Origin of the sequence: Massilia sp. TWR1-2-2, assembly GCF_049897565.1 — a bacterium.
Taxonomy (GTDB): domain Bacteria; phylum Pseudomonadota; class Gammaproteobacteria; order Burkholderiales; family Burkholderiaceae_D; genus JAFCUW01.
Genome location: NZ_JAFCWM010000002.1, coordinates 14,085 through 31,490 on the forward strand (window position 1 = coordinate 14,085; position 17,406 = coordinate 31,490).

Below are 17,406 nucleotides of genomic sequence, written 5' to 3' on the forward strand. Positions count from 1 at the left end.
CATGGACGCGCGCGCCGCCCAGCACCAGTGGCTGGCGCGCTACTTGGCCGAGCTGGCCACGCAGCGCCAGCTGTCGCCGCACACCGTGGCGGCCTACCGGCGCGACCTGCTCGAACTGGACACGCTGGCCGGCGCCGCGGCATGGGAAGCGATCGTCCACGCCGACATCCGCCGCTTCGCCTCGATGCTGCACGCGCGCGGCCAGAGCGCGCGCTCGATCGCGCGCAAGCTGTCGAGCTGGCGCGGCTTTTACGAATGGTTGTCGGGCCATCTGGCGCTGGCGGCCAACCCGGTCGACGGCGTGCGCGCGCCGCGCCGCGCCAAGAGCCTGCCGAAGGCGCTGTCGGTCGACGCCGCGGTGCAGCTGGTGTCCGGCGGCGCGGCGCTGCGCGACCATCCCGAGCCGTTCGAATTGTGCAACCGCGCCATGTTCGAGCTGATGTATTCGAGCGGGCTGCGGGTGTCCGAACTGGCCGGTCTCGACGTCGCCTGGAGCAAGCCGGAACCGGGCTGCCCTGCCCCGCTCGGCTGGCTCGACCGCGACGCCGGCGAAGTGCTCGTCACCGGCAAGGGCAACAAGATGCGCCGGGTGCCGGTCGGCAGCCACGCCGCGGCGGCGATCGCGGCCTGGCTGGCGGTGCGCCCGAGCGCCGCCGACGGCGGCAACGCGCTGTTTCTGAGCAACCGCGCCACGCGGGTGTCGCCGCGCGTGGTGCAGCTGCGGCTGGCCCGCCACGCCGCCCAGGCCGGCAGCGCCGTCAAGGTCCATCCGCACGTGCTGCGCCACTCGTTTGCCTCGCACGTGCTGCAGTCGTCGGGCGACCTGCGCGCGGTGCAGGAAATGCTGGGGCACGCCAGCATCGCGTCGACCCAGGTCTATACGGCGCTCGATTTCCAGCACCTGGCGGCCGTCTACGACCAGGCGCACCCGCGAGCGAAAGCCAAATAAAGCAAGCTCTTGGGCTTGATCCTCGTCAAGCTCGGGCGCGCTAGTTGGAAGCAAATAGGGAAATCCGGCATAATCGCTCGATTCTTTTACCGCCGCGCCGCGCCGCAGCGCTGTCGGACACCCTGACGGACACCTCCATGGCATTGATTCCAAGCACTATCCTGACCGGTTTTCTCGGCGCCGGCAAAACCACGCTGCTCAAGCGCATCCTGCAAGAGGAGCACGGGCTGCGCATTGCCGTCATCGAGAACGAGTTCGGGCAGGAAAACATCGACAATGAAATTTTGCTGCACGACAGCGTCGAGCAGATCGTCGAGATGAACAACGGCTGCATCTGCTGCACCGTGCGCGGCGACCTGATCGTCGCGCTGGCGAGCCTGGCGCAACAGCGCGACGCCGGCGAAATCGCCTTCGACCGGGTGGTCATCGAAACGACCGGGCTGGCCAACCCGGGCCCGGTGGCGCAGACGTTTTTTGTCGACGAGGAAGTCGGCGCCCACTACCTGCTCGACGCGGTAGTGACGGTGGTCGACGCGCGCCACGCGATGGGCCAGCTCGACGAGCACGAGGAAGCCCAGCGCCAGGTCGGCTTTGCCGACAAGATCCTCATTTCGAAGGCCGACCTGGTCGACGCCGGCCAGCTCGCCGCGCTGACGGCGCGCCTGAAGCGGATCAACCCGCGCGCGCCGATCAGCCAGTCCGACTTCGGCCGCGCGCCGCTGTCGGAAATACTCGACCTGCGCGGCTTTAACCTTAACGACAAGCTCGACATCGACCCGGCGTTCCTGACGGCCGACGAAGCGCACGAGCACGTGCACACCGAGGCGTGCGACCACAGCAACGACCACGCCAACGACCACCATCACTCCCACCACAGCGACGACATCGCCGCCTTCGTGTTCAAGAGCGATCGACCGTTCGACCCGGCCCGGCTCGACGAATTCCTCGCCAGCCTGGTCAACGTGTTCGGCCCGCGCATGCTGCGCTACAAGGGCGTGCTGCTGATGGACGGCGCCGACCGCAAGGTCGTATTCCAGGGCGTGCACCAGATCATGGGCAGCGACCTCGGCGCAAAATGGGGCGAATCGGAAGAACGTGGCAGCAAAATGGTCTTTATTGGCAAAAATTTACCACAGGACGTCTTTATCCGAGGTTTGGAGCAATGTTTGGTATAAACTATCCCGGCTTTACGATCGCACGCCAGCGCACCGGCGGCGCCTGCTGGACCACGAATGGCAACGCGCCGTTGCGGCGAGAGGAACATCGGATGGCCGTCAAGGATAGCGTGAAGGAAAGCGTGAAGGGCAGTGTCAAGGATGGCGTAACGAGGCCGGCCGCGAAAGCGGGCGCAGGCAACAAGAAGGCGGCAGCGCAGCAGGCCGCCAAGGTAGTGAACTCGGCTGAAAGGTCCGGCGCAGAACCGGATGAAACGGCCGAGTTAGCTGATAAAATGAAAACCTCTGTCGTATCGAAGGTAAGTGAAGTCATGACTAAAACAACTAAATCCTCCCCCGCCGCGACCACAGAAATCCGTCTCCTGTCCGAAGATGAAATCCGGGCGATGAACGAGAAGGACTATATGAACCCGGCGCAGCTGGCGTTCTTCAAGGCGCGCTTGCAGCAGCTTGAAAAAGACCTGCTCAAGAACGCCGGCGAAACCACCGAACACCTGCGCGAAACGGTGCTCGTGCCCGATCCGGCCGACCGCGCCACCATCGAAGAAGAGCATGCGCTCGAACTGCGCACGCGCGACCGCGAGCGCAAGCTGCTGAAAAAAGTGCAGCAGTCGATCGCCGCGATCGACGGCGGCGACTACGGCTGGTGCGAAGAAACGGGCGAGCCGATCGGCATTCCGCGCCTGATTGCCCGCCCGACCGCGACCTTGTCGCTGGAAGCGCAGCAGCGCCGCGAACTGAAGCAGAAGCTGTACGGCGACTGAGCCGAAGGCGTCGGGCTGAACCAGAAAAGCATGCGCCGTTGTCGCATGCTTTTTTGCTTTGGCGAAGCTGCCGTGCGCGCGAATAGCTTGCCCATGGGATACACTATGGCAACACCGCACCGCGCTTGAGCCGCCGGCCCGCCGCGCCGTGCCGGCGCTGGTGGCCGGTGGCGTCGCCACAGCGGCAATTTGGCTACACAGGAATCGACGTGGGAATTTTCTCCTTCCTCAAGAAAAAAGATGGGCAGCCCGACCGCGCCGGGCCGGACACCCGGCTGCGCAGCGGCGAGCCGTCGCGCCTGTCGCTCGACAATGAAGCCGAGCGCGCGCGCCAGCGCGAGATCGCCCGCGCCACCACGGCCAAGATCGACGCCATCGAGTCGGCGATGGCGTTCGACATCTTCAACGAGCCCGAGCCGGCCTGGGGCAGCCAGACGCGCCGCCCGGTGCGCACCGAAGCGCAGATCGCCGCCGATGCCCGCACCGACACCTTGCCGCTGCTGGAACTGGCCACCACCGAGCTGCTGGCCGACGAGCTCGTCGCCGACGCCGCCGCCCCCGGCACCGAGCCGGTGATCGAAGAAATCGCCATCATGTACGCCAACGCCCAGCCTGAAGTGGCCGAGCAGATGTTGCTGGCCAGCCTGGCCGAGGCCGGCCGCGACGAGCGCGCCGTGTGGTGGATGCTGTTCGACCTGTACCAGGCCGGCGGCCAGCAGGACGCGTTCGACAACATTGCGATCGACTACGCCAGCCGCTTCGAAACGTCGCCGCCGACCTGGCAGCCGCTGCCGCTGGCCGGCGCCGAACATGCGCTTGCCGGCGTCACGCCGACCGAGTCGTTCGGCCCCGTGCTCGACGCGGCGATCGCGCCGCAGCTGGGGCGGCTGCTCGAGCTGGCCACCAGCAGCCCGGCCACGCGGCTCGAATTTGGCCGCGTCAAGCAAGTCACGCCGGAAGGCTGCGCGCGCCTGCTGGCGGCGCTCGGCCTGCTGCGCGGCGGCGGGCGCGAGCTGATCGTCGCCGGCGCCGCCGAGCTGGCCGAGACGGTGCGCGCCACCATCACCATCGGCCAGCGCGACGCCAGCGAGGCGCCGTGGCTGCTGCTGCTCGAACTGCTGCAACTGATGAACCGCGAAAAGGACTTCGAGGAGACGGCGATGGATTACTGCGTCACCTACGAGCTGTCGCCGCCGTCGTTCGAGGCACCCGCCAACGTCGCCAACGCCGCCGGCGCGCAGGCGCCGTCGCGCTCGGACCGCTTCCTGCTGCCGGCGCTGATCGACGGCGCCAGCGCGCCGCTGTTCGATGCCATCGACGCCTACGCGGCGCAATTCCAGCCGGTGGTGCTCGACTGCTCGCGCCTGGCGCGGGTCGATTACGCCGCCGCCGGCGCGCTGCACAAGCGCCTGCGCGCGCTGGCCGCCGCCGACAAGACGATCGAACTGCGCGACGTGAACCATTTGGTGTCCGCGCTGTTCAAACTGATGGGGTTCCAGCAAGTGGCGCGTCTGTATCCGCACAAGTACTGAGCACAGTACTGACCGCGCCGGCCGGCGTCACCGCCGCGTCCGGTGCCTTGCAATCTGGCCCGGCACCCCCAATGTTTGGTAGTGAGTACACGACGAGGCAGACAATGGAACAATTTCACGGCACCACCATCTTGTGCGTGCGGCGCGGCAAGCAAGTCGCGCTGGGGGGCGACGGCCAGGTTACGCTGGGCAACATCGTCATGAAGGGCACGGCCCGCAAGGTGCGCAAGTTGTACCAGGGCAAAGTGCTGTGCGGCTTCGCCGGCGGCACCGCCGACGCCTTCACCCTGCTCGACCGTTTCGAAGGCAAGCTGGAAAAACACCAGGGCAACCTGATGCGCGCCTCGGTCGAACTGGCCAAGGACTGGCGCACCGACCGCATGCTGCGCCGCCTCGAGGCGATGCTGCTGGTGGCCGACCATGAATCGACCCTGGTGATCACCGGCAATGGCGACGTGCTCGAGCCGGAAGATGGCATCGGCGCGATCGGCTCCGGCGGCATCTATGCACAGTCCGCGGCCAAGGCGCTGCAGGAAAACACCGACCTGGCGCCGGCCGACATCGTCAAGAAATCGCTGACCATCGCCGGCCAGCTGTGCATCTATACCAACCTTTCCCACATCATCGAAACGCTGGACTGAGCACACCTATGAACATGACCCCTCTCGAAATCGTTTCCGAACTCGACAAGCACGTGGTTGGCCAGGGCAAGGCCAAGCGCGCGGTCGCCATCGCCTTGCGCAACCGCTGGCGCCGCCAGCAGGTGGCCGAGCCGCTGCGCCACGAGATCACGCCGAAAAACATCCTGATGATCGGCCCGACCGGGGTCGGCAAGACCGAGATCGCGCGCCGCCTGGCACGCCTGGCCGACGCGCCGTTCATCAAGATCGAGGCGACCAAGTTCACCGAGGTCGGCTACGTCGGGCGCGACGTCGACACCATCATCCGCGACCTGATCGACATCGGCGTCAAGCAGACGCGCGCGAGCGAAATGCGCAAGGTGCGCCAGAGCGCCGAGGAAGCCGCCGAAGACCGCATCATCGACATCCTGGTGCCGCCGTCGCGCGACTTCGGCTTCAATGTCGCCGCCGCGCCGGGCGAGACCAAGGACGGCGACGCCACGCGCCAGACGTTCCGCAAGCGGCTGCGCGAAGGCGCGCTCGACGATCGCGAGATCGAGATCGAAGTGGCCGAGGCCGGCCCGCAGATGGAAATCATGGCGCCGCCGGGCATGGAAGAAATGACCGAGCAGATCAAGAGCATGTTCTCCGGCATCGGCGCGGCGCGCAAGAAGCCGCGCAAGATGAAGATCAAGGACGCCATCAAGCTGCTGGCCGAGGAAGAGGCCGGCATGCTGATCAACGAAGACGAGATGAAGCAGAAGGCGATTGCCAACGTCGAGCAGAACGGCATCGTCTTTCTCGACGAGATCGACAAGATCGCGTCGCGCTCGGAAGTGGGCGGCGCCGACGTCTCGCGCGCCGGCGTGCAGCGCGACCTGCTGCCGCTGGTCGAAGGCACCACCGTCAACACCAAGTACGGCATGATCCGCACCGACCACATCCTGTTCATCGCGTCCGGCGCGTTTCACCTGGCCAAGCCGTCGGACCTGATTCCCGAATTGCAGGGGCGCTTTCCGATCCGCGTGGAGCTTGAATCACTATCCATCGCCGACTTCGAGTGCATCCTGACCTCGACCGACGCCTGCCTGACGACGCAGTACGAGGCGCTGCTGGCGACCGAGGACGTGAAAATCACGTTCACGCCGGACGGCATCACCCGGCTCGCCGAGATCGCGTTTTCGGTCAACGAGCGCACCGAGAACATCGGCGCGCGCCGGCTCTACACGGTGATGGAAAAGCTGCTCGAGGAAGTGTCGTTTACGGCCAGCGAATCGGGCGGCCAGGTGGTGTCGATCGACGCCGACTACGTCAACGAGCGGCTCGACAAGCTGGCCGAGAACGAAGACCTGTCGCGGTACGTGCTGTAGGCAGGCGAAGAGAACAAGCGATGGCGAACAAGGCGCTGGCTACGCGCCAGAAAATGCAGGTCAAGATCGAACCGTCGCAGCGGTTCGGCAAGCCGCGCAACCCGGTCGCGGTGGCGGCCAAGCTGCGCGCCGCCGGCCCGCACGCCAAGGGCGCCACGGCGCAGCGCCAATCCGAAAAGCGCGTGCTGGCCAAGGCCAAGCTGGTGGCTGACGACGACTAGGCGGTTGACCGGTCGACGGTTATTTGCGTACCCAGCCGGCGTTGGCCGGCGGGCATGTCACCTCGCGCGCCTTGCTCGAGTCGTGCAAGATGCCGGGAATATAGTTGACGGTGCTGCTGGTGACGCAATAGCTCTTGCCGGCGTAGGTGATGCGCTCGATGACGACGCCGTCGGCCGAGCGGTAGTGATCGATCGTGCGCGTCTTGGAGCGGTCGTTGAAGGCACCCTCGGCGGCCTTGTCGAAGCGCTCCGACGACGATTCGCCGCCGCTGATGGCCGGCGGCTTTTGCGCCGGCGGCGGCGCTGGCGGTTCGGCGGCGCGGATATCCTTGTCCGCCTCGACAGCGCTGCGCTTGGCCTGTTCCAGGTCGGCGACGCCCTTGGCGGTGATGCTCTCCTGCGCGATGGCGTGCGTCGCCAGCAAGGCGGCGGCGGCAATAACGGCGATTCGTGCTGATTGTGTTTTCATGCGTTCATCCTATCAGATGAGGTCGCCAAACGGCGCACCACCAGCGTGGGCCCGAGGACGACGTTATTGGCCGGCCCTCACGGCGCGAACTCGTAGGCGAGCGAAGTGACGGTGCCGATGAAGTACGGCCTGCGCCCTTGCGGCCGCATCCATCCCACCTCGCCGCTGAGCGGCACGGTCATGCCGTCGCGCACCTGGTAGTTCGACCAGCTCCCTTCCCACGGCAGCATGACCATTTCCTTGCCGACGCCGGCGCCCCTGGCCTCGGCGCGAAACGAATCGATCAGGCCGGCATCGCCAAACCTGAACAGCAAGGTCAGGGTGAGCGGGCCGTCGACGATGGTGGCGTTTGCCGAGCGCTCGCCCTGCGCGTCCCAGCGCACGCCCTGGCTGGGCAGCAGCGCGGTCGGGTACCAGGCCGCTTCAGCGAAAAAGCGCATGAACTCGCCGCGGGCAAGTTCGCCACCGCCGCTGACGTCGGCCATCGTGAACAAGCCCAGGATGGCGGCGTGCAGGCGGCCCTTGCCAGCAATGTAGCTGTCGACCACGCGTACCGGCAACACTGGCAGCATCGAGATGCGCGCATTCCACAAGAAACCCGGGCGGCGCACGACAACGCGTTGGCTTGAAGTGAAAGGCTTCCACTGCTCGCCCGTGGCGGACAGGTTGAACGTGCCGTTGATGTCGATCGTGGCGGCGGCGATGATCGGCTGGCCGTCCTGCAGTACCGCGCGGAAGTAGCGTTGCACCGGCGCCGGCAAGAGCGCCAGTTCGGCGGCGTCGTAGCGCGTGGCGCGTGGCGGGCCCGGCTGCGCGCCGACCCGGGCCGCCTCCAGTTCCCGCGTCAGTGCCGCGCTAGCCGCAGTCCACCGGCTGGCGCCGTACGCAGCCAGCCCGGCCGCGACGGCCCCCAGCAGGCATACAGCCAGCCCGGTCCACAGCAACCACGTCATTTGAATTCCTTTGCTTGCGCGGTGAAGAGGCGTACTTGCAATATAGAGCGGTGACGGCCCGCCGGTCAATGTTCAATTTTGATGCGCGATCCGCGCCCGACAATGCACGCTACTAATGCCGCGCCCAGCCCTCGCCCGCCGGCGGACACGTCAGCGTCTTCGGTGTGCTGCTGTCGCTCAAGATGCCGGGCACGAAGTTGACCGTGCCGCTCATGTAGCAGCTGCTTTTGCCGCCGCGCGGCAGGCGCTCGATGATGACGCCTTCGCCCGACTCGTAGCGGTCCACCGTCAGCGTGTTCGATTTGTCGATGTAGGCGCTGGCCATGATTCGCTCGAAGCGGGCCTGGCGCGAGTCGGCGCTCAGGGCGACTGGCTTGCCTGCCCGCAGTTCGCGGTCGATGTTTCCGGCGCCGCTACTTGCCCGCTCGACCAGGTCGCCGAGGTAGGGGGCGGCAGCGAGCGCGTCTGGCACCGGCGCGTCGGCCTGGACCGCTTCAGGAGCCGCGCGCGGCGGCGCCGCCGGGGGACCGGCGGCAGTGGCTGCGGCCGCGTCGTGGTCCGGACAACTGGCTTCTTGATTTCTTGCTTGACAGGCGGTGGAAGCGTGGGGCGCACCAGCGTCAGCATGTAGCGCTGCGGGGCTGCGGCGGCGCCCTGCGGCGCTTGGGGGCGCGCCAGGTAGAAACACGCCAGCAGCAACAGGTGCACGGTGATCGTCAGCGCCAGCGGCAGACTGCGGCGCGGCATCGGCATTAAATCCTGCGGTCGCGAAAGGTGGGGGCCGCCAGCGGGCGCCCTCAAGGGCACCCGCGATCAGGCCATGACTGAAGTGTCCCCCCTCCCCGCCGGAACCGCCACCGCCTTGTGCAAAGCACCGCCTGCCTGCACTTTCAGTAGCGCGCAGCGATACCTTGCCGATTATGGAACAACAGAATCACGGGTGCGGGGCATCAGCTGGCCGCTTCGCCCAGCGCCGCGCGCACGCTTCCGGCGTTGTCTTCCAGCAATTTTTCGGCGACTGACGCCACCAGTCCCTTGTTGATCATCACGATCGCCCGCTTGACGTTGTGCCCGCAGGCCTGCAATGTCGATGCCGCCAGCGCGTCGGTGGCGCCGGTCGCGTGCTTCGTCAGCGCGACCGTGCGGGCTACCAGTTTGGCGTTGGTGGCGCGCACATCGACCATCAGGTTGCCGTAGACCTTGTGCATCGACACCATCATCATCGTCGAGAACGTATTCAGGGCAACCTTCTGCGCGGTGCCCGCTTTCAGGCGGGTGCTGCGCGAGATCATTTCCGCGCCGGTGTCGAGGGTGATGCCGATATCGGCGCCGGCCGTCAGCGCAGCGCCCGGGTTGTTGGCAAATCCAACCGTCAGCGCGCCGGCCCGCCTGGCGGCCAGCAAGGCGCCCATGACGTAGGGCGTGCCGCCCGACGCGGTGATCAGCAGCACGACATCGTGCGCATTCACGCCGTGCCGCTCCAGGTCGGCAATGCCGTCGGCACGGCTGTCTTCGGCCCCTTCCACGGCATCGAATACGGCCTTGGTGCCGCCGGCCAGAATCCCCAGCGCCCGCTCCTGCGGCCAGGAAAAAGTCGGGTGAAGTTCGGCGCTGTCGAGCACGCCAAGGCGGCCCGAGGTGCCGGCGCCGACGTAAATCAGGCGTCCGCCTCGCGCCATCCTGGGCAGCGCGGCGTCAACCGCTTCGGCGATTTTTGCGTGCGCCGCGTACACCGCTTCGACCGCCAGGCGCTGGTCGGCAATCAGCGCTTCGGCCATGGCGACGCTGGAATACAGGTCCAGATCGCCATGCAGCGTATTCGGGCTTTCAGTGGCAGTCATGTTTTTCATACCTCGATCCAATATTGCCTGCGTTAGGCCGGCAAGCAAATCTTGCCCATCGCGACGGACGGCACGCCGAGGCGCCGGCCGAAGTCGGAATGGCCGCCCGCGACGGTTTCATTGGCCAGCACGGCAAACAGCACCGCTTCCTTGGCGTCGCCCAGAATGCCGAGGTCGTCAGTGGGACGGAAGCGGCACGGCAGCAGCTGCCTGAGCGTATCGACCAGCAGCGGGTTGTGCATGCCGCCACCCGACAGGTAGACGTCGAACGTGTCGATCGGCATGCCGGCCGTTGCCGTCAATACCGCTGCCGCGATGGTGCGCGCGCTGAAATGCGTCAGCGTGGCCAGCACGTCTTCCGGCGAGAGGTCGTGCGTGCCGCTGGCGGCCTGCGCCTGCAGCACGTAGTCGACGTTGAACAGTTCCGGGCCGGTTGTCTTGGGGAACGGTTCGCGAAAGAAGGCGCTTGCCATCAGCGCGCCGAGCAGCGTGTCGCTGACGGCGCCGCGCAGGGCATGGGCGGCGTCCTTGTCGTAATCGCTGCCGGGGAAAAAGCGTCGGGTGCAGGCGTCGAGCAGCGTATTGCCCGGCCCGGTGTCGGTGACAAACACTGCGTGCGCGTTCATGCTCGCCGGCAGGTACGTGAAATTGGCAATGCCGCCCAGGTTCATCAGGATGCGGTTCTCGCCGACCTTGCCGAGGATATAGAAGTCGCCATACACGGCCAGCGGCGCGCTTTCGCCGCCGGCGGCGATGTGCTTCTGGCGGAAGTCCGAAATGGTGATGATGCCGGTCTTGACGGCGATGTGGTCGCCATCGCCGATCTGCAAGGTGGCGTTGCCGTAGCCTTCCCGGCCATGCAGCGATTTCGGCGCGTGCATGACGGTTTGCCCGTGCGAGGCGATCAGGTCGACCGCGCCGGGCGCGACGCCCCACTCGGCCATGGTCGCCAGGATCATCGATGCATGCAATTCGCCGAGCCATTCGTTGAGCATCGCCACCAGCGGGAAGTCGACCTGCGGCTTGGCGAAGATTTCGCGGATGCGCGACTTGACGTCGTCCGAGTACGGCACCGTGGCAAAGCGCAGCAGCGACACGGCGGTGCTCTCGCCGTCGCCGCGGACCTGGCAATAGGCGATGTCGAGTCCGTCGAGCGAGGTGCCCGACATCAGGCCGATGATGTGCCGCTCCGGCTTGCCGGCGATCTGATACAGCCTGGCGATGTTGTCATTCATTGTCTTCTCCATTTGGTGCAATGTCGGGTTCGCCGTCGCGCGTCATCTCCGCGACGAAGTCGAAATATTCACTGAGGCAGTACGACGACGTCAGTTCGACCGCCGCGCCGCTTTGCAGGAAGCCGACGCGGCGGATGAAAAACAGCGCCTGTTGCGGCGCCACGCCGAGTTTTTCGGCCACATCGGCGCTGGCGTTGACGGCCTTGAAATGCTGCAGCGCCCGCACCGGCCGGTTGCCGCCGATCGCCAGATACTGGTACATCGAGCTTTCGATCTCCAGCGGATTGGGAATGTAGCGCGCCGGCACCACGCTCATTTCGTAGCTGACGGCGACGGCGTCGTGCATGCGGATGCGCTCGAGCCTGGCCACCTTCGCCCCTGGCGACAGGCCCAGCGTCATCTGCTCGTCGACGCGCGGCTCGGCCAGGATGCGCGACAGCCAGCGCGAACTGGGCTGGTAGCCGCGCTTGGTCAGGTCTTCGGAAAAGCCGCTCAGGCGCGACAGCGGCATCTGGATCGGCGCGATGTAGTTGCCGGAGCCGCGCACGCGGTGAATCATGCCGACGCTGAGCAGATGCTCGAGCGCATTGCGCGCGGTGGCGCGCGACACGGCGAGCGTTTCGGCCAGCGTGCGCTCGGACGGCAAGGCCTCGTTGACCTTGTAGTAGCCGGCGCAGACGGCGTCGGACAGGCGCCGCGAAATCTGCAGGTAAAGCGGCACCGCTTCATTGCGGTCGAGCTGGAACGGAATCGGCGAACGCTTCTTCATCGCGGCAGCCGATCCGGCAGCGGAAATGCCGCCGCGCCGCCCGGGTTGGCCAGCGGCCGGTCGCTGATGGCGAGCAGGCCGGCAAGGGTCAGCGCGCCGTTAATGGCCAGCATTTCCAGGCCAATCCGGTAGGCGCCGAACAGGTGCGACTGGAATTCGTCGAGCAGGAAACACAGCACCGGCACCGCCAGCACCACCAGCGGCACCTTGCGGTCGGCGATCGAGCGCGATGTGAACATGGCGAAGCAGAACAGGCCGAGCAGCGGGCCGTAGGTGATCGCCGCCAGCCGCAGGATCAGGTTGACGATGCTCTGGCTGTCGATTAGTTTCAGCACCACCAGCAGCAGGAAGATGACGACCGCGAAAGTGAGCTGGACCTTGCGCCGGAATGCCAGGCGCATCTGGTCGGTCCAGCCGGTGCGCTGGTCCATCCTGGCGATATCCATGCAGTAGCTCGACGTCAGCGCGGTCAGCGCGCCGTCGGCGCTGGGAAACAGCGCCGAGATCAGCGCGATGACGAACACCAGCTGCATTACCTGCGGCATGTGCTGAAACACCACGGCCGGGAAGATGCGATCGCCCGCGGCGGTCATGCCGGCGCCCTCGGCAAACAGGCTCAGCAAGCCGCCGAGGAACAGGAACAGGAACACCACCGCCGTCATCGCCAGCGCCAGGGTGACGACGTTTTTCTGCGAATCGCGCAGCGACTTGACCGAGATATTTTTCTGCATCATCTCCTGGTCCATGCCGGTCATGGCAATCGAGATCAGCATTCCGGCCAGCAGTTGCTTTGGCCAGAAGTAACTGCTGTCGACATCGTGCGAAAACACCCGCGCCAGGCCCTTCGCGTCCATTTGCCGGTAGCTGTCGACGATCGACAGGTCGAGCGCGTTCAGCAGGTAGGTGGCGCCGGCGACCAGGCCGCCGAGCATCAGCGCCGTTTGCAGCAGGTCGGTCCAGATGATGGTTTTCACGCCAGCCTGGTAGGTGTACAGCACGATCAGACCGATGGTGGCGGCGGAGCTGAACCAGTACGACACGTTCAGGCCGTCGAGAATGAATTCCTGCAAGATGATGATGACCAGGTACAGCCGGGCGCTGGCGCCGATGCAGCGCGACAGCAGGAACAGCCAGGCGCCGCAGGCGCGCGACGTCGGCCCGAGCCGGATGCCGAGGTAGGCGTAAATCGAGGTCAGGTTGAATTTGTAGAAAACCGGCAGCAGGACGAAGGCGACCACCAGGTAGCCGATCAGCTGTCCGAGCAGGATCTGGAAGTACAAGAAGCCGCTCTGCCCCACCAGGCCGGGCACGCTGACGAAGGTGACGCCGCTAAGCGAGGTGCCGATCATGCCGAAGGCGACGACGACCCAGTTGCTGTTTTTGTTACCGTGAAAAAAGGACTCGCTGGTCGCGTTGCGCGAGGCCAGCCGGGCCACTGTGAAGAGCACGCCGAAATAGGCGAGCACGACGCAAAAAAGGATGGAGGAGGACATGCGATTCTTTCGGCCGTGGCGCTAAACAGACTCCGCCGGCGCTGCCGCCGGCGGAGGGTAAGGCGTGCGCCGCTCAGCGCTTATAGGTGACGGTAAATCCGAGCGAGCGGCCCAGCACGTTGTAGGTGTCGGGATAGGTATTGAAGATGGCGGCGTTGGCCGGCATCGGCGGCTGCTTGTCGAACAGGTTGTCGATGCCGACGTTGACGGTCAGGCCGGCAATCGACGGGCGCAGCGAAAAATTCAGGTCGACGTAGTCCTGCGCGCCGATCGACTCAGTGCTGCCGACCGTGCTGTCCTTGACCTTGCCGACGCGCTTCCATCCCAGCTGGGCGGTGACGGCATCGAAGTCCCATGCCATCGACGCGCGATGACGATACGCCGGCGCCACCAGCGACACTGCATCGGACGAACAGCGGAAGCCATAGCGGCCTTTGCAGTCGATCGGGTCGAGCACCGGGTTCTTCTGGATTGAATACGACTTCACGAGCGCCGCCTGGTATTGCCAGCTGATCTTCTTGCCAGGCAGGCCGAACGGCACGTTCTGCTTGTAGCTGGCGTCGATGTCGAAGCCTTCCTGCTTGATGAACGCCAGGTTGCGGTCGACCGGGTAGGCGTCCTTGATGCGGCCGGTGGCCGGGTCGCGCGTGACGGCCTGGCACAGCGGGTTGTCGGCGCGCGGATCGGTGATGTAGCAGCTGGTGAGCGCGTCGACCGGCTGCACCTGGCCGACCGCATCCTTGAGCTTGATGCTGTAGTAGTCCACCGTCAGCGACAGTCCTTTGGCAAACGTCGGTGTCAGCACGATGCCGACTGTGCGGGTGTCGCCCTTCTCCGCGCTGATGTCGGGATTGCCTCCGAAGAAGTAACCGCCGCCGAGCACGGCCGCATCGAGCGAATTGTAGGAGCCCGGCGCCGGCGCGCCGAAGCGCTTGCACTGGGCCGCGTCGCCGGTGCCAAGGGCGCATGGATCGCCCTGGTAGCGCGGCCGCAGGCGCGCGGTCGTCACCAGCAAATTGAACGGAATCGAAAACACCGGGTTGGCGTATTCGCCCATGTTCGGCTCGCGGATCACGCTTTGCTTGGTGGCGCGCAAGCGCAGGTCGTCGTTGACGGTCCACGAGGCGCCCACCTTGTCGGTCGTGTAGGCCTTGTCGGCGCCGAGCGACTTGCTGTAGAACGAGCGGCGCACGGCGCCTTCGAGCGACAGGTTCTGGATCAGCGGCTGGTTGGCCAGGATCGGCACCAGCACTTCGGCGTAGATTTCCTTGGCGCGGAACGACGGCGGCGCGGTCGGCGCGCTGACGGCGGCCTGGTTGAACGACAGCGCCAGCGCCGGATTATAGGCGAAGTCGCCGGTCTCGCGGCGCGCCTCGACGCCGAGCGCGAAGCCGACCGGGCCGGCCGGCAGCTTGAAGGCGTCGCTGCTGTCGCCCGACACGGTGGCGGCGCTGACGAACTGCTTGCGAACCCGGTCGCCATAGTCGAAATCCTGCGCGATCGACGACACGTCGGCGCCGGGGCCGAAGATGTTGGTGCGGTTCACCAGCGCGGCGCCGCCCGACTTGAGGGCGTCGCCATGCACGACCAGCGACTCGGCGGAGCGGCCCGACTGCACGTAGACATCCCAGTTGATGTTGCGGGTGACTGCGCCGCGCGCGCCGAGCTGGACCTGGTAGGTATCGCGCTCGTTGTCGATGGTGATCACGCCCAGTTCGCCCAGCGAGCGGTCGACCTGGACCCTGGCCACGCCGCCGACGAACGTGAGCTCGTTGCGCACCGCGGCCGGAATCGACGTGTTGTTTTGATTGATTGAAAACACGCCCGACAGCAGCGCCGGCGCCTGGCCCGTGGTGGGCGCGCCGACGGTGTTGACGCGCGAATACATCAAGCGGCCGTAGGCTTCCACTGCATCGCTGAGCTCATACGAAAAGAAGGTCGAGGCATTGACCCGCTTGAGCGGCTGGACCAGCGTGTAGCCGGGCGTGAAGTCGGTCGATTGCTTCGCGCTGGTGAACTGACCGGCGTCAGTGTACGAAAACGCGCGGCCGCTGGCGACGTCGACAAAATTGCCGCCAGCGCCAGGACGCAGCGTGGGCTTGAGACCGGCAAACGAGCGGTCGCCCGCCAGCACGCGGTCGCGTTCGGTAACCTCGAGATAGCCGACGATGCTGCCCTTGTCGCCAAGCGCCATGCCGCCGGTCGCGTTGACGCCTTTTTGCGCGCCGCCATCAGCGGCGCGGCGGTAGTTGGCCGACGTTTGCAGTCCCTGGAACTTGTCGTTGATGACGAAATTGACCACGCCGGCGATGGCATCGGCGCCGTACACGGCGGCCGCGCCGCCGGTGAGCACATCGACGCGCTTGAGCAGTGGCGCGGGAATGAAGTTGACGTCGACGGCGTTGCGAAAGCCGAACGGAATCGCCCGCGTGCCGTTGATCAGTACCAGCGTGCGGCTCTGGCCGAGATTGCGCAGGTCCAGCGTTTGCGCGCCGAAGGCATCGCTGCCGGCCGAGGTGCCGTTGACGCCGCCGGCAAGCTGCGGCAGCTTGACCGAGAAGTCTTCCACCGTGATGGCGCGGGTGAGCGCGATGTCGGCGTCGGTGAACTGGCTCACCGGGCTCGTCGAGGTCAGCTTGGCCGAGCGGATGCGCGTACCGGTCACGGCCACTTGCTGAATCTCGCCGGGGACTGCATCGGCGACCGGCGCCGGCTGCACGCCATGCTGCTGCGCCTGTGCAATGCCGTGGGACAGGGCTAATACCGCCAAGTAAATCGTTGTTCTGGTCATGCGGCACGCGGTAACTGTCATTTTGGATTCCTGTGTGAAGGTGGCGCGGCTGCCAGGCTGCCGCAAGTGGTCGTACCGGCCGGTCGTTTTGCCGGGAAATCAGGCACGCTGCTGTAGACTGGCATTTGTTTGGTATGCACGGTGTCTGATATGGAACATACCGCACCCATGGTGGGGAAGCAACAGATTAACAGACAGAAACGACACGCAATATGCGCCGCACCCGGCCACGGCCACGATCGATAGGACCACTTGGCCGAGGTGGGCCGATCGACGTCAAAGTGGTATGCCGGCGGCTTTTTTTCCGGCGTGTTGTTAACGCAACGGTCTGCGGGCCGGCAGGCACCGGCGGCCGGCGCCGCCCGAAGGACCATGTGCTTGTGCCAAGTCCAATATGACGCTACATTGAGTAGCGTATTTCAGTACATTTCAAAAAGAAAGGGAAGACATGAGCTCACCCGAGCTGGTATTGCAGGTATTGCGCGCCGAATTGCGCGCCGCGTCGATCACGTACAGGGCGCTCGCCGAGCGCATCGGCATGAGCGAATCGAGCGTCAAGCGCATGTTCGGCCAGAAAGACATGGCGCTGTCGCGGCTGGCGCAGATCTGCTCCGCCAGCGGCATTGCGATGGAAGACGTGCTGCGCCGCGCCGCCGACGTCCAGCCGCACGCCGACACCCTCACCGCGGTGCAGGAAAAAGCGCTGATCGCCAAGCCGCGCCTGCTGCTGGTGGCGATCTGCTGCCTCGGCCACTGGACCATGGAGCAAGTCATCGAGACGTACGACATCAGCGAGCCGGAGTGCATCGGCTTTCTTGCCGAGCTCGACCGTCTCGGCGTCATCGAGCTCAAGCCGCTGAACCGCTACAGCCTGCGGGTATCGAACGCGTTCCACTGGCTCGCCGACGGCCCGGTGCAGCAATACGTGCGCGAGCATGTGGTGGGCGACTACTTTGGCGGCCGCTTCGACGGCCCCGGCGAAACCTTGATGTGCCTGCCGGCGCGGCTGTCGCTGCCGAGCGCGCGCGAGCTGCTGCAGAAGATCCAGCAGCTGGCCGCCGAACTGGCGCGGCTGCACCAGGGCGACCGCCGCCTGCCGGCCGACGAGCGCGACGGTTTTACCTTGCTGCTGGGGTTTCGGTCGTGGGAGTTCGCCGCCTTTACCGAGATGCGCCGGCACGGCTGAGTTATTTCGACGGCTGCTGTTTCACTACCAGATCGGGC

At 65.9% G+C, this 17,406-nt stretch carries 17 protein-coding genes; 8 read left to right on the forward strand and 9 right to left on the reverse strand.

Annotated features, from left to right (window positions below):
- Position 1 precedes the first annotated feature (1 nt).
- Both ACP7DD_RS02000 and ACP7DD_RS02005 read left to right on the forward strand, forming a co-directional pair.
- A complete protein-coding gene (locus ACP7DD_RS02000; protein ID WP_426173012.1) occupies positions 2-949 on the forward strand; it encodes a tyrosine recombinase XerC in 948 nt (315 codons plus the stop codon).
- A gap of 137 nt (positions 950-1,086) precedes the next feature.
- Positions 1,087-2,124 carry a CobW family GTP-binding protein gene (locus tag ACP7DD_RS02005; protein WP_426173013.1) on the forward strand — a complete coding sequence of 346 codons (1,038 nt, stop codon included), beginning with the start codon at positions 1,087-1,089 and terminating at the stop codon, positions 2,122-2,124.
- A 1-nt stretch (position 2,125) separates the two neighbouring features.
- Here ACP7DD_RS02005 and ACP7DD_RS02010 read toward each other — a convergent pair whose 3' ends face one another.
- Entirely contained in the window at positions 2,126-2,437 is a 312-nt protein-coding gene (locus ACP7DD_RS02010) for a hypothetical protein (RefSeq protein WP_426173014.1), read from the reverse strand.
- Between ACP7DD_RS02010 and dksA the strand changes: the two genes are divergently transcribed.
- From dksA to ACP7DD_RS02035, 5 genes are all read left to right on the forward strand, one after another.
- The gene (gene dksA / locus ACP7DD_RS02015; protein ID WP_099786873.1) at positions 2,436-2,888 is read left to right on the forward strand and encodes an RNA polymerase-binding protein DksA; all 453 of its coding nucleotides are present in this window, start codon (positions 2,436-2,438) and stop codon (positions 2,886-2,888) included. The two genes, ACP7DD_RS02010 and dksA, sit on opposite strands and share 2 nt — an antisense overlap.
- Positions 2,889-3,097: 209 nt before the next feature.
- On the forward strand, positions 3,098-4,420 hold the full coding sequence (locus tag ACP7DD_RS02020) for an STAS domain-containing protein (RefSeq protein ID WP_426173015.1): 1,323 nt from the start codon (positions 3,098-3,100) through the stop codon (positions 4,418-4,420).
- A gap of 104 nt (positions 4,421-4,524) precedes the next feature.
- Positions 4,525-5,061, forward strand: coding sequence for an ATP-dependent protease subunit HslV (gene hslV, locus ACP7DD_RS02025; RefSeq protein WP_426173016.1), 537 nt, complete (start codon positions 4,525-4,527; stop codon positions 5,059-5,061).
- A gap of 8 nt (positions 5,062-5,069) precedes the next feature.
- Positions 5,070-6,410, forward strand: coding sequence for an ATP-dependent protease ATPase subunit HslU (gene hslU / locus ACP7DD_RS02030; protein WP_426173017.1), 1,341 nt, complete (start codon positions 5,070-5,072; stop codon positions 6,408-6,410).
- Positions 6,411-6,430: 20 nt separating this feature from the next.
- On the forward strand, positions 6,431-6,631 hold the full coding sequence (locus tag ACP7DD_RS02035) for a hypothetical protein (protein WP_426173018.1): 201 nt from the start codon (positions 6,431-6,433) through the stop codon (positions 6,629-6,631).
- A gap of 19 nt (positions 6,632-6,650) precedes the next feature.
- Here ACP7DD_RS02035 and ACP7DD_RS02040 read toward each other — a convergent pair whose 3' ends face one another.
- The 8 genes from ACP7DD_RS02040 to ACP7DD_RS02075 form a co-directional block, all read right to left on the reverse strand.
- Positions 6,651-7,100, reverse strand: a complete 450-nt coding sequence (locus ACP7DD_RS02040; RefSeq protein ID WP_426173019.1) for a hypothetical protein — start codon at positions 7,098-7,100, stop codon at positions 6,651-6,653.
- A gap of 77 nt (positions 7,101-7,177) precedes the next feature.
- Complete coding sequence (locus tag ACP7DD_RS02045) at positions 7,178-8,053, reverse strand: DUF6920 family protein (protein WP_426173020.1); 876 nt, start codon at positions 8,051-8,053, stop codon at positions 7,178-7,180.
- Between the two features lie 112 nt (positions 8,054-8,165).
- Entirely contained in the window at positions 8,166-8,525 is a 360-nt protein-coding gene (locus ACP7DD_RS02050) for a hypothetical protein (protein WP_426173021.1), read from the reverse strand.
- Positions 8,526-9,003: 478 nt separating this feature from the next.
- Positions 9,004-9,894, reverse strand: a complete 891-nt coding sequence (locus ACP7DD_RS02055) for an N-acetylmuramic acid 6-phosphate etherase (RefSeq protein ID WP_426173022.1) — start codon at positions 9,892-9,894, stop codon at positions 9,004-9,006.
- 32 nt (positions 9,895-9,926) lie between these two features.
- A complete protein-coding gene (locus tag ACP7DD_RS02060) occupies positions 9,927-11,129 on the reverse strand; it encodes an anhydro-N-acetylmuramic acid kinase (protein ID WP_426173023.1) in 1,203 nt (400 codons plus the stop codon).
- The gene (locus ACP7DD_RS02065; protein ID WP_426173024.1) at positions 11,122-11,898 is read right to left on the reverse strand and encodes a GntR family transcriptional regulator; all 777 of its coding nucleotides are present in this window, start codon (positions 11,896-11,898) and stop codon (positions 11,122-11,124) included. The genes ACP7DD_RS02060 and ACP7DD_RS02065 overlap by 8 nt, the downstream gene beginning before the upstream one ends.
- Positions 11,895-13,391 carry a sodium:solute symporter gene (locus ACP7DD_RS02070; RefSeq protein WP_426173025.1) on the reverse strand — a complete coding sequence of 499 codons (1,497 nt, stop codon included), beginning with the start codon at positions 13,389-13,391 and terminating at the stop codon, positions 11,895-11,897. The genes ACP7DD_RS02065 and ACP7DD_RS02070 overlap by 4 nt, the downstream gene beginning before the upstream one ends.
- A 73-nt stretch (positions 13,392-13,464) precedes the next feature.
- Positions 13,465-16,203 carry a TonB-dependent receptor plug domain-containing protein gene (locus ACP7DD_RS02075; RefSeq protein WP_426173026.1) on the reverse strand — a complete coding sequence of 913 codons (2,739 nt, stop codon included), beginning with the start codon at positions 16,201-16,203 and terminating at the stop codon, positions 13,465-13,467.
- 427 nt (positions 16,204-16,630) lie between these two features.
- Here ACP7DD_RS02075 and ACP7DD_RS02080 point away from each other — a divergent pair, with 427 nt between their 5' ends.
- Positions 16,631-17,368, forward strand: a complete 738-nt coding sequence (locus ACP7DD_RS02080; protein ID WP_426173027.1) for a helix-turn-helix domain-containing protein — start codon at positions 16,631-16,633, stop codon at positions 17,366-17,368.
- Positions 17,369-17,406: the final 38 nt, after the last annotated feature.

Coding starts and splice junctions, on each gene's coding strand:
- ACP7DD_RS02080 (WP_426173027.1), top strand. CDS start 16,631: ATGAGCTCACCCGAGCTGGTATTGCAGGTATTGCGCGCCGAATTGCGC.
- ACP7DD_RS02060 (WP_426173023.1), bottom strand. CDS start 11,129: ATGAATGACAACATCGCCAGGCTGTATCAGATCGCCGGCAAGCCGGAG.
- ACP7DD_RS02075 (WP_426173026.1), bottom strand. CDS start 16,203: ATGACAGTTACCGCGTGCCGCATGACCAGAACAACGATTTACTTGGCG.
- ACP7DD_RS02065 (WP_426173024.1), bottom strand. CDS start 11,898: ATGAAGAAGCGTTCGCCGATTCCGTTCCAGCTCGACCGCAATGAAGCG.
- ACP7DD_RS02045 (WP_426173020.1), bottom strand. CDS start 8,053: ATGACGTGGTTGCTGTGGACCGGGCTGGCTGTATGCCTGCTGGGGGCC.
- hslU (WP_426173017.1), top strand. CDS start 5,070: ATGAACATGACCCCTCTCGAAATCGTTTCCGAACTCGACAAGCACGTG.
- hslV (WP_426173016.1), top strand. CDS start 4,525: ATGGAACAATTTCACGGCACCACCATCTTGTGCGTGCGGCGCGGCAAG.
- ACP7DD_RS02000 (WP_426173012.1), top strand. CDS start 2: ATGGACGCGCGCGCCGCCCAGCACCAGTGGCTGGCGCGCTACTTGGCC.
- ACP7DD_RS02070 (WP_426173025.1), bottom strand. CDS start 13,391: ATGTCCTCCTCCATCCTTTTTTGCGTCGTGCTCGCCTATTTCGGCGTG.
- dksA (WP_099786873.1), top strand. CDS start 2,436: ATGACTAAAACAACTAAATCCTCCCCCGCCGCGACCACAGAAATCCGT.
- ACP7DD_RS02035 (WP_426173018.1), top strand. CDS start 6,431: ATGGCGAACAAGGCGCTGGCTACGCGCCAGAAAATGCAGGTCAAGATC.
- ACP7DD_RS02040 (WP_426173019.1), bottom strand. CDS start 7,100: ATGAAAACACAATCAGCACGAATCGCCGTTATTGCCGCCGCCGCCTTG.
- ACP7DD_RS02055 (WP_426173022.1), bottom strand. CDS start 9,894: ATGACTGCCACTGAAAGCCCGAATACGCTGCATGGCGATCTGGACCTG.
- ACP7DD_RS02005 (WP_426173013.1), top strand. CDS start 1,087: ATGGCATTGATTCCAAGCACTATCCTGACCGGTTTTCTCGGCGCCGGC.
- ACP7DD_RS02010 (WP_426173014.1), bottom strand. CDS start 2,437: ATGACTTCACTTACCTTCGATACGACAGAGGTTTTCATTTTATCAGCT.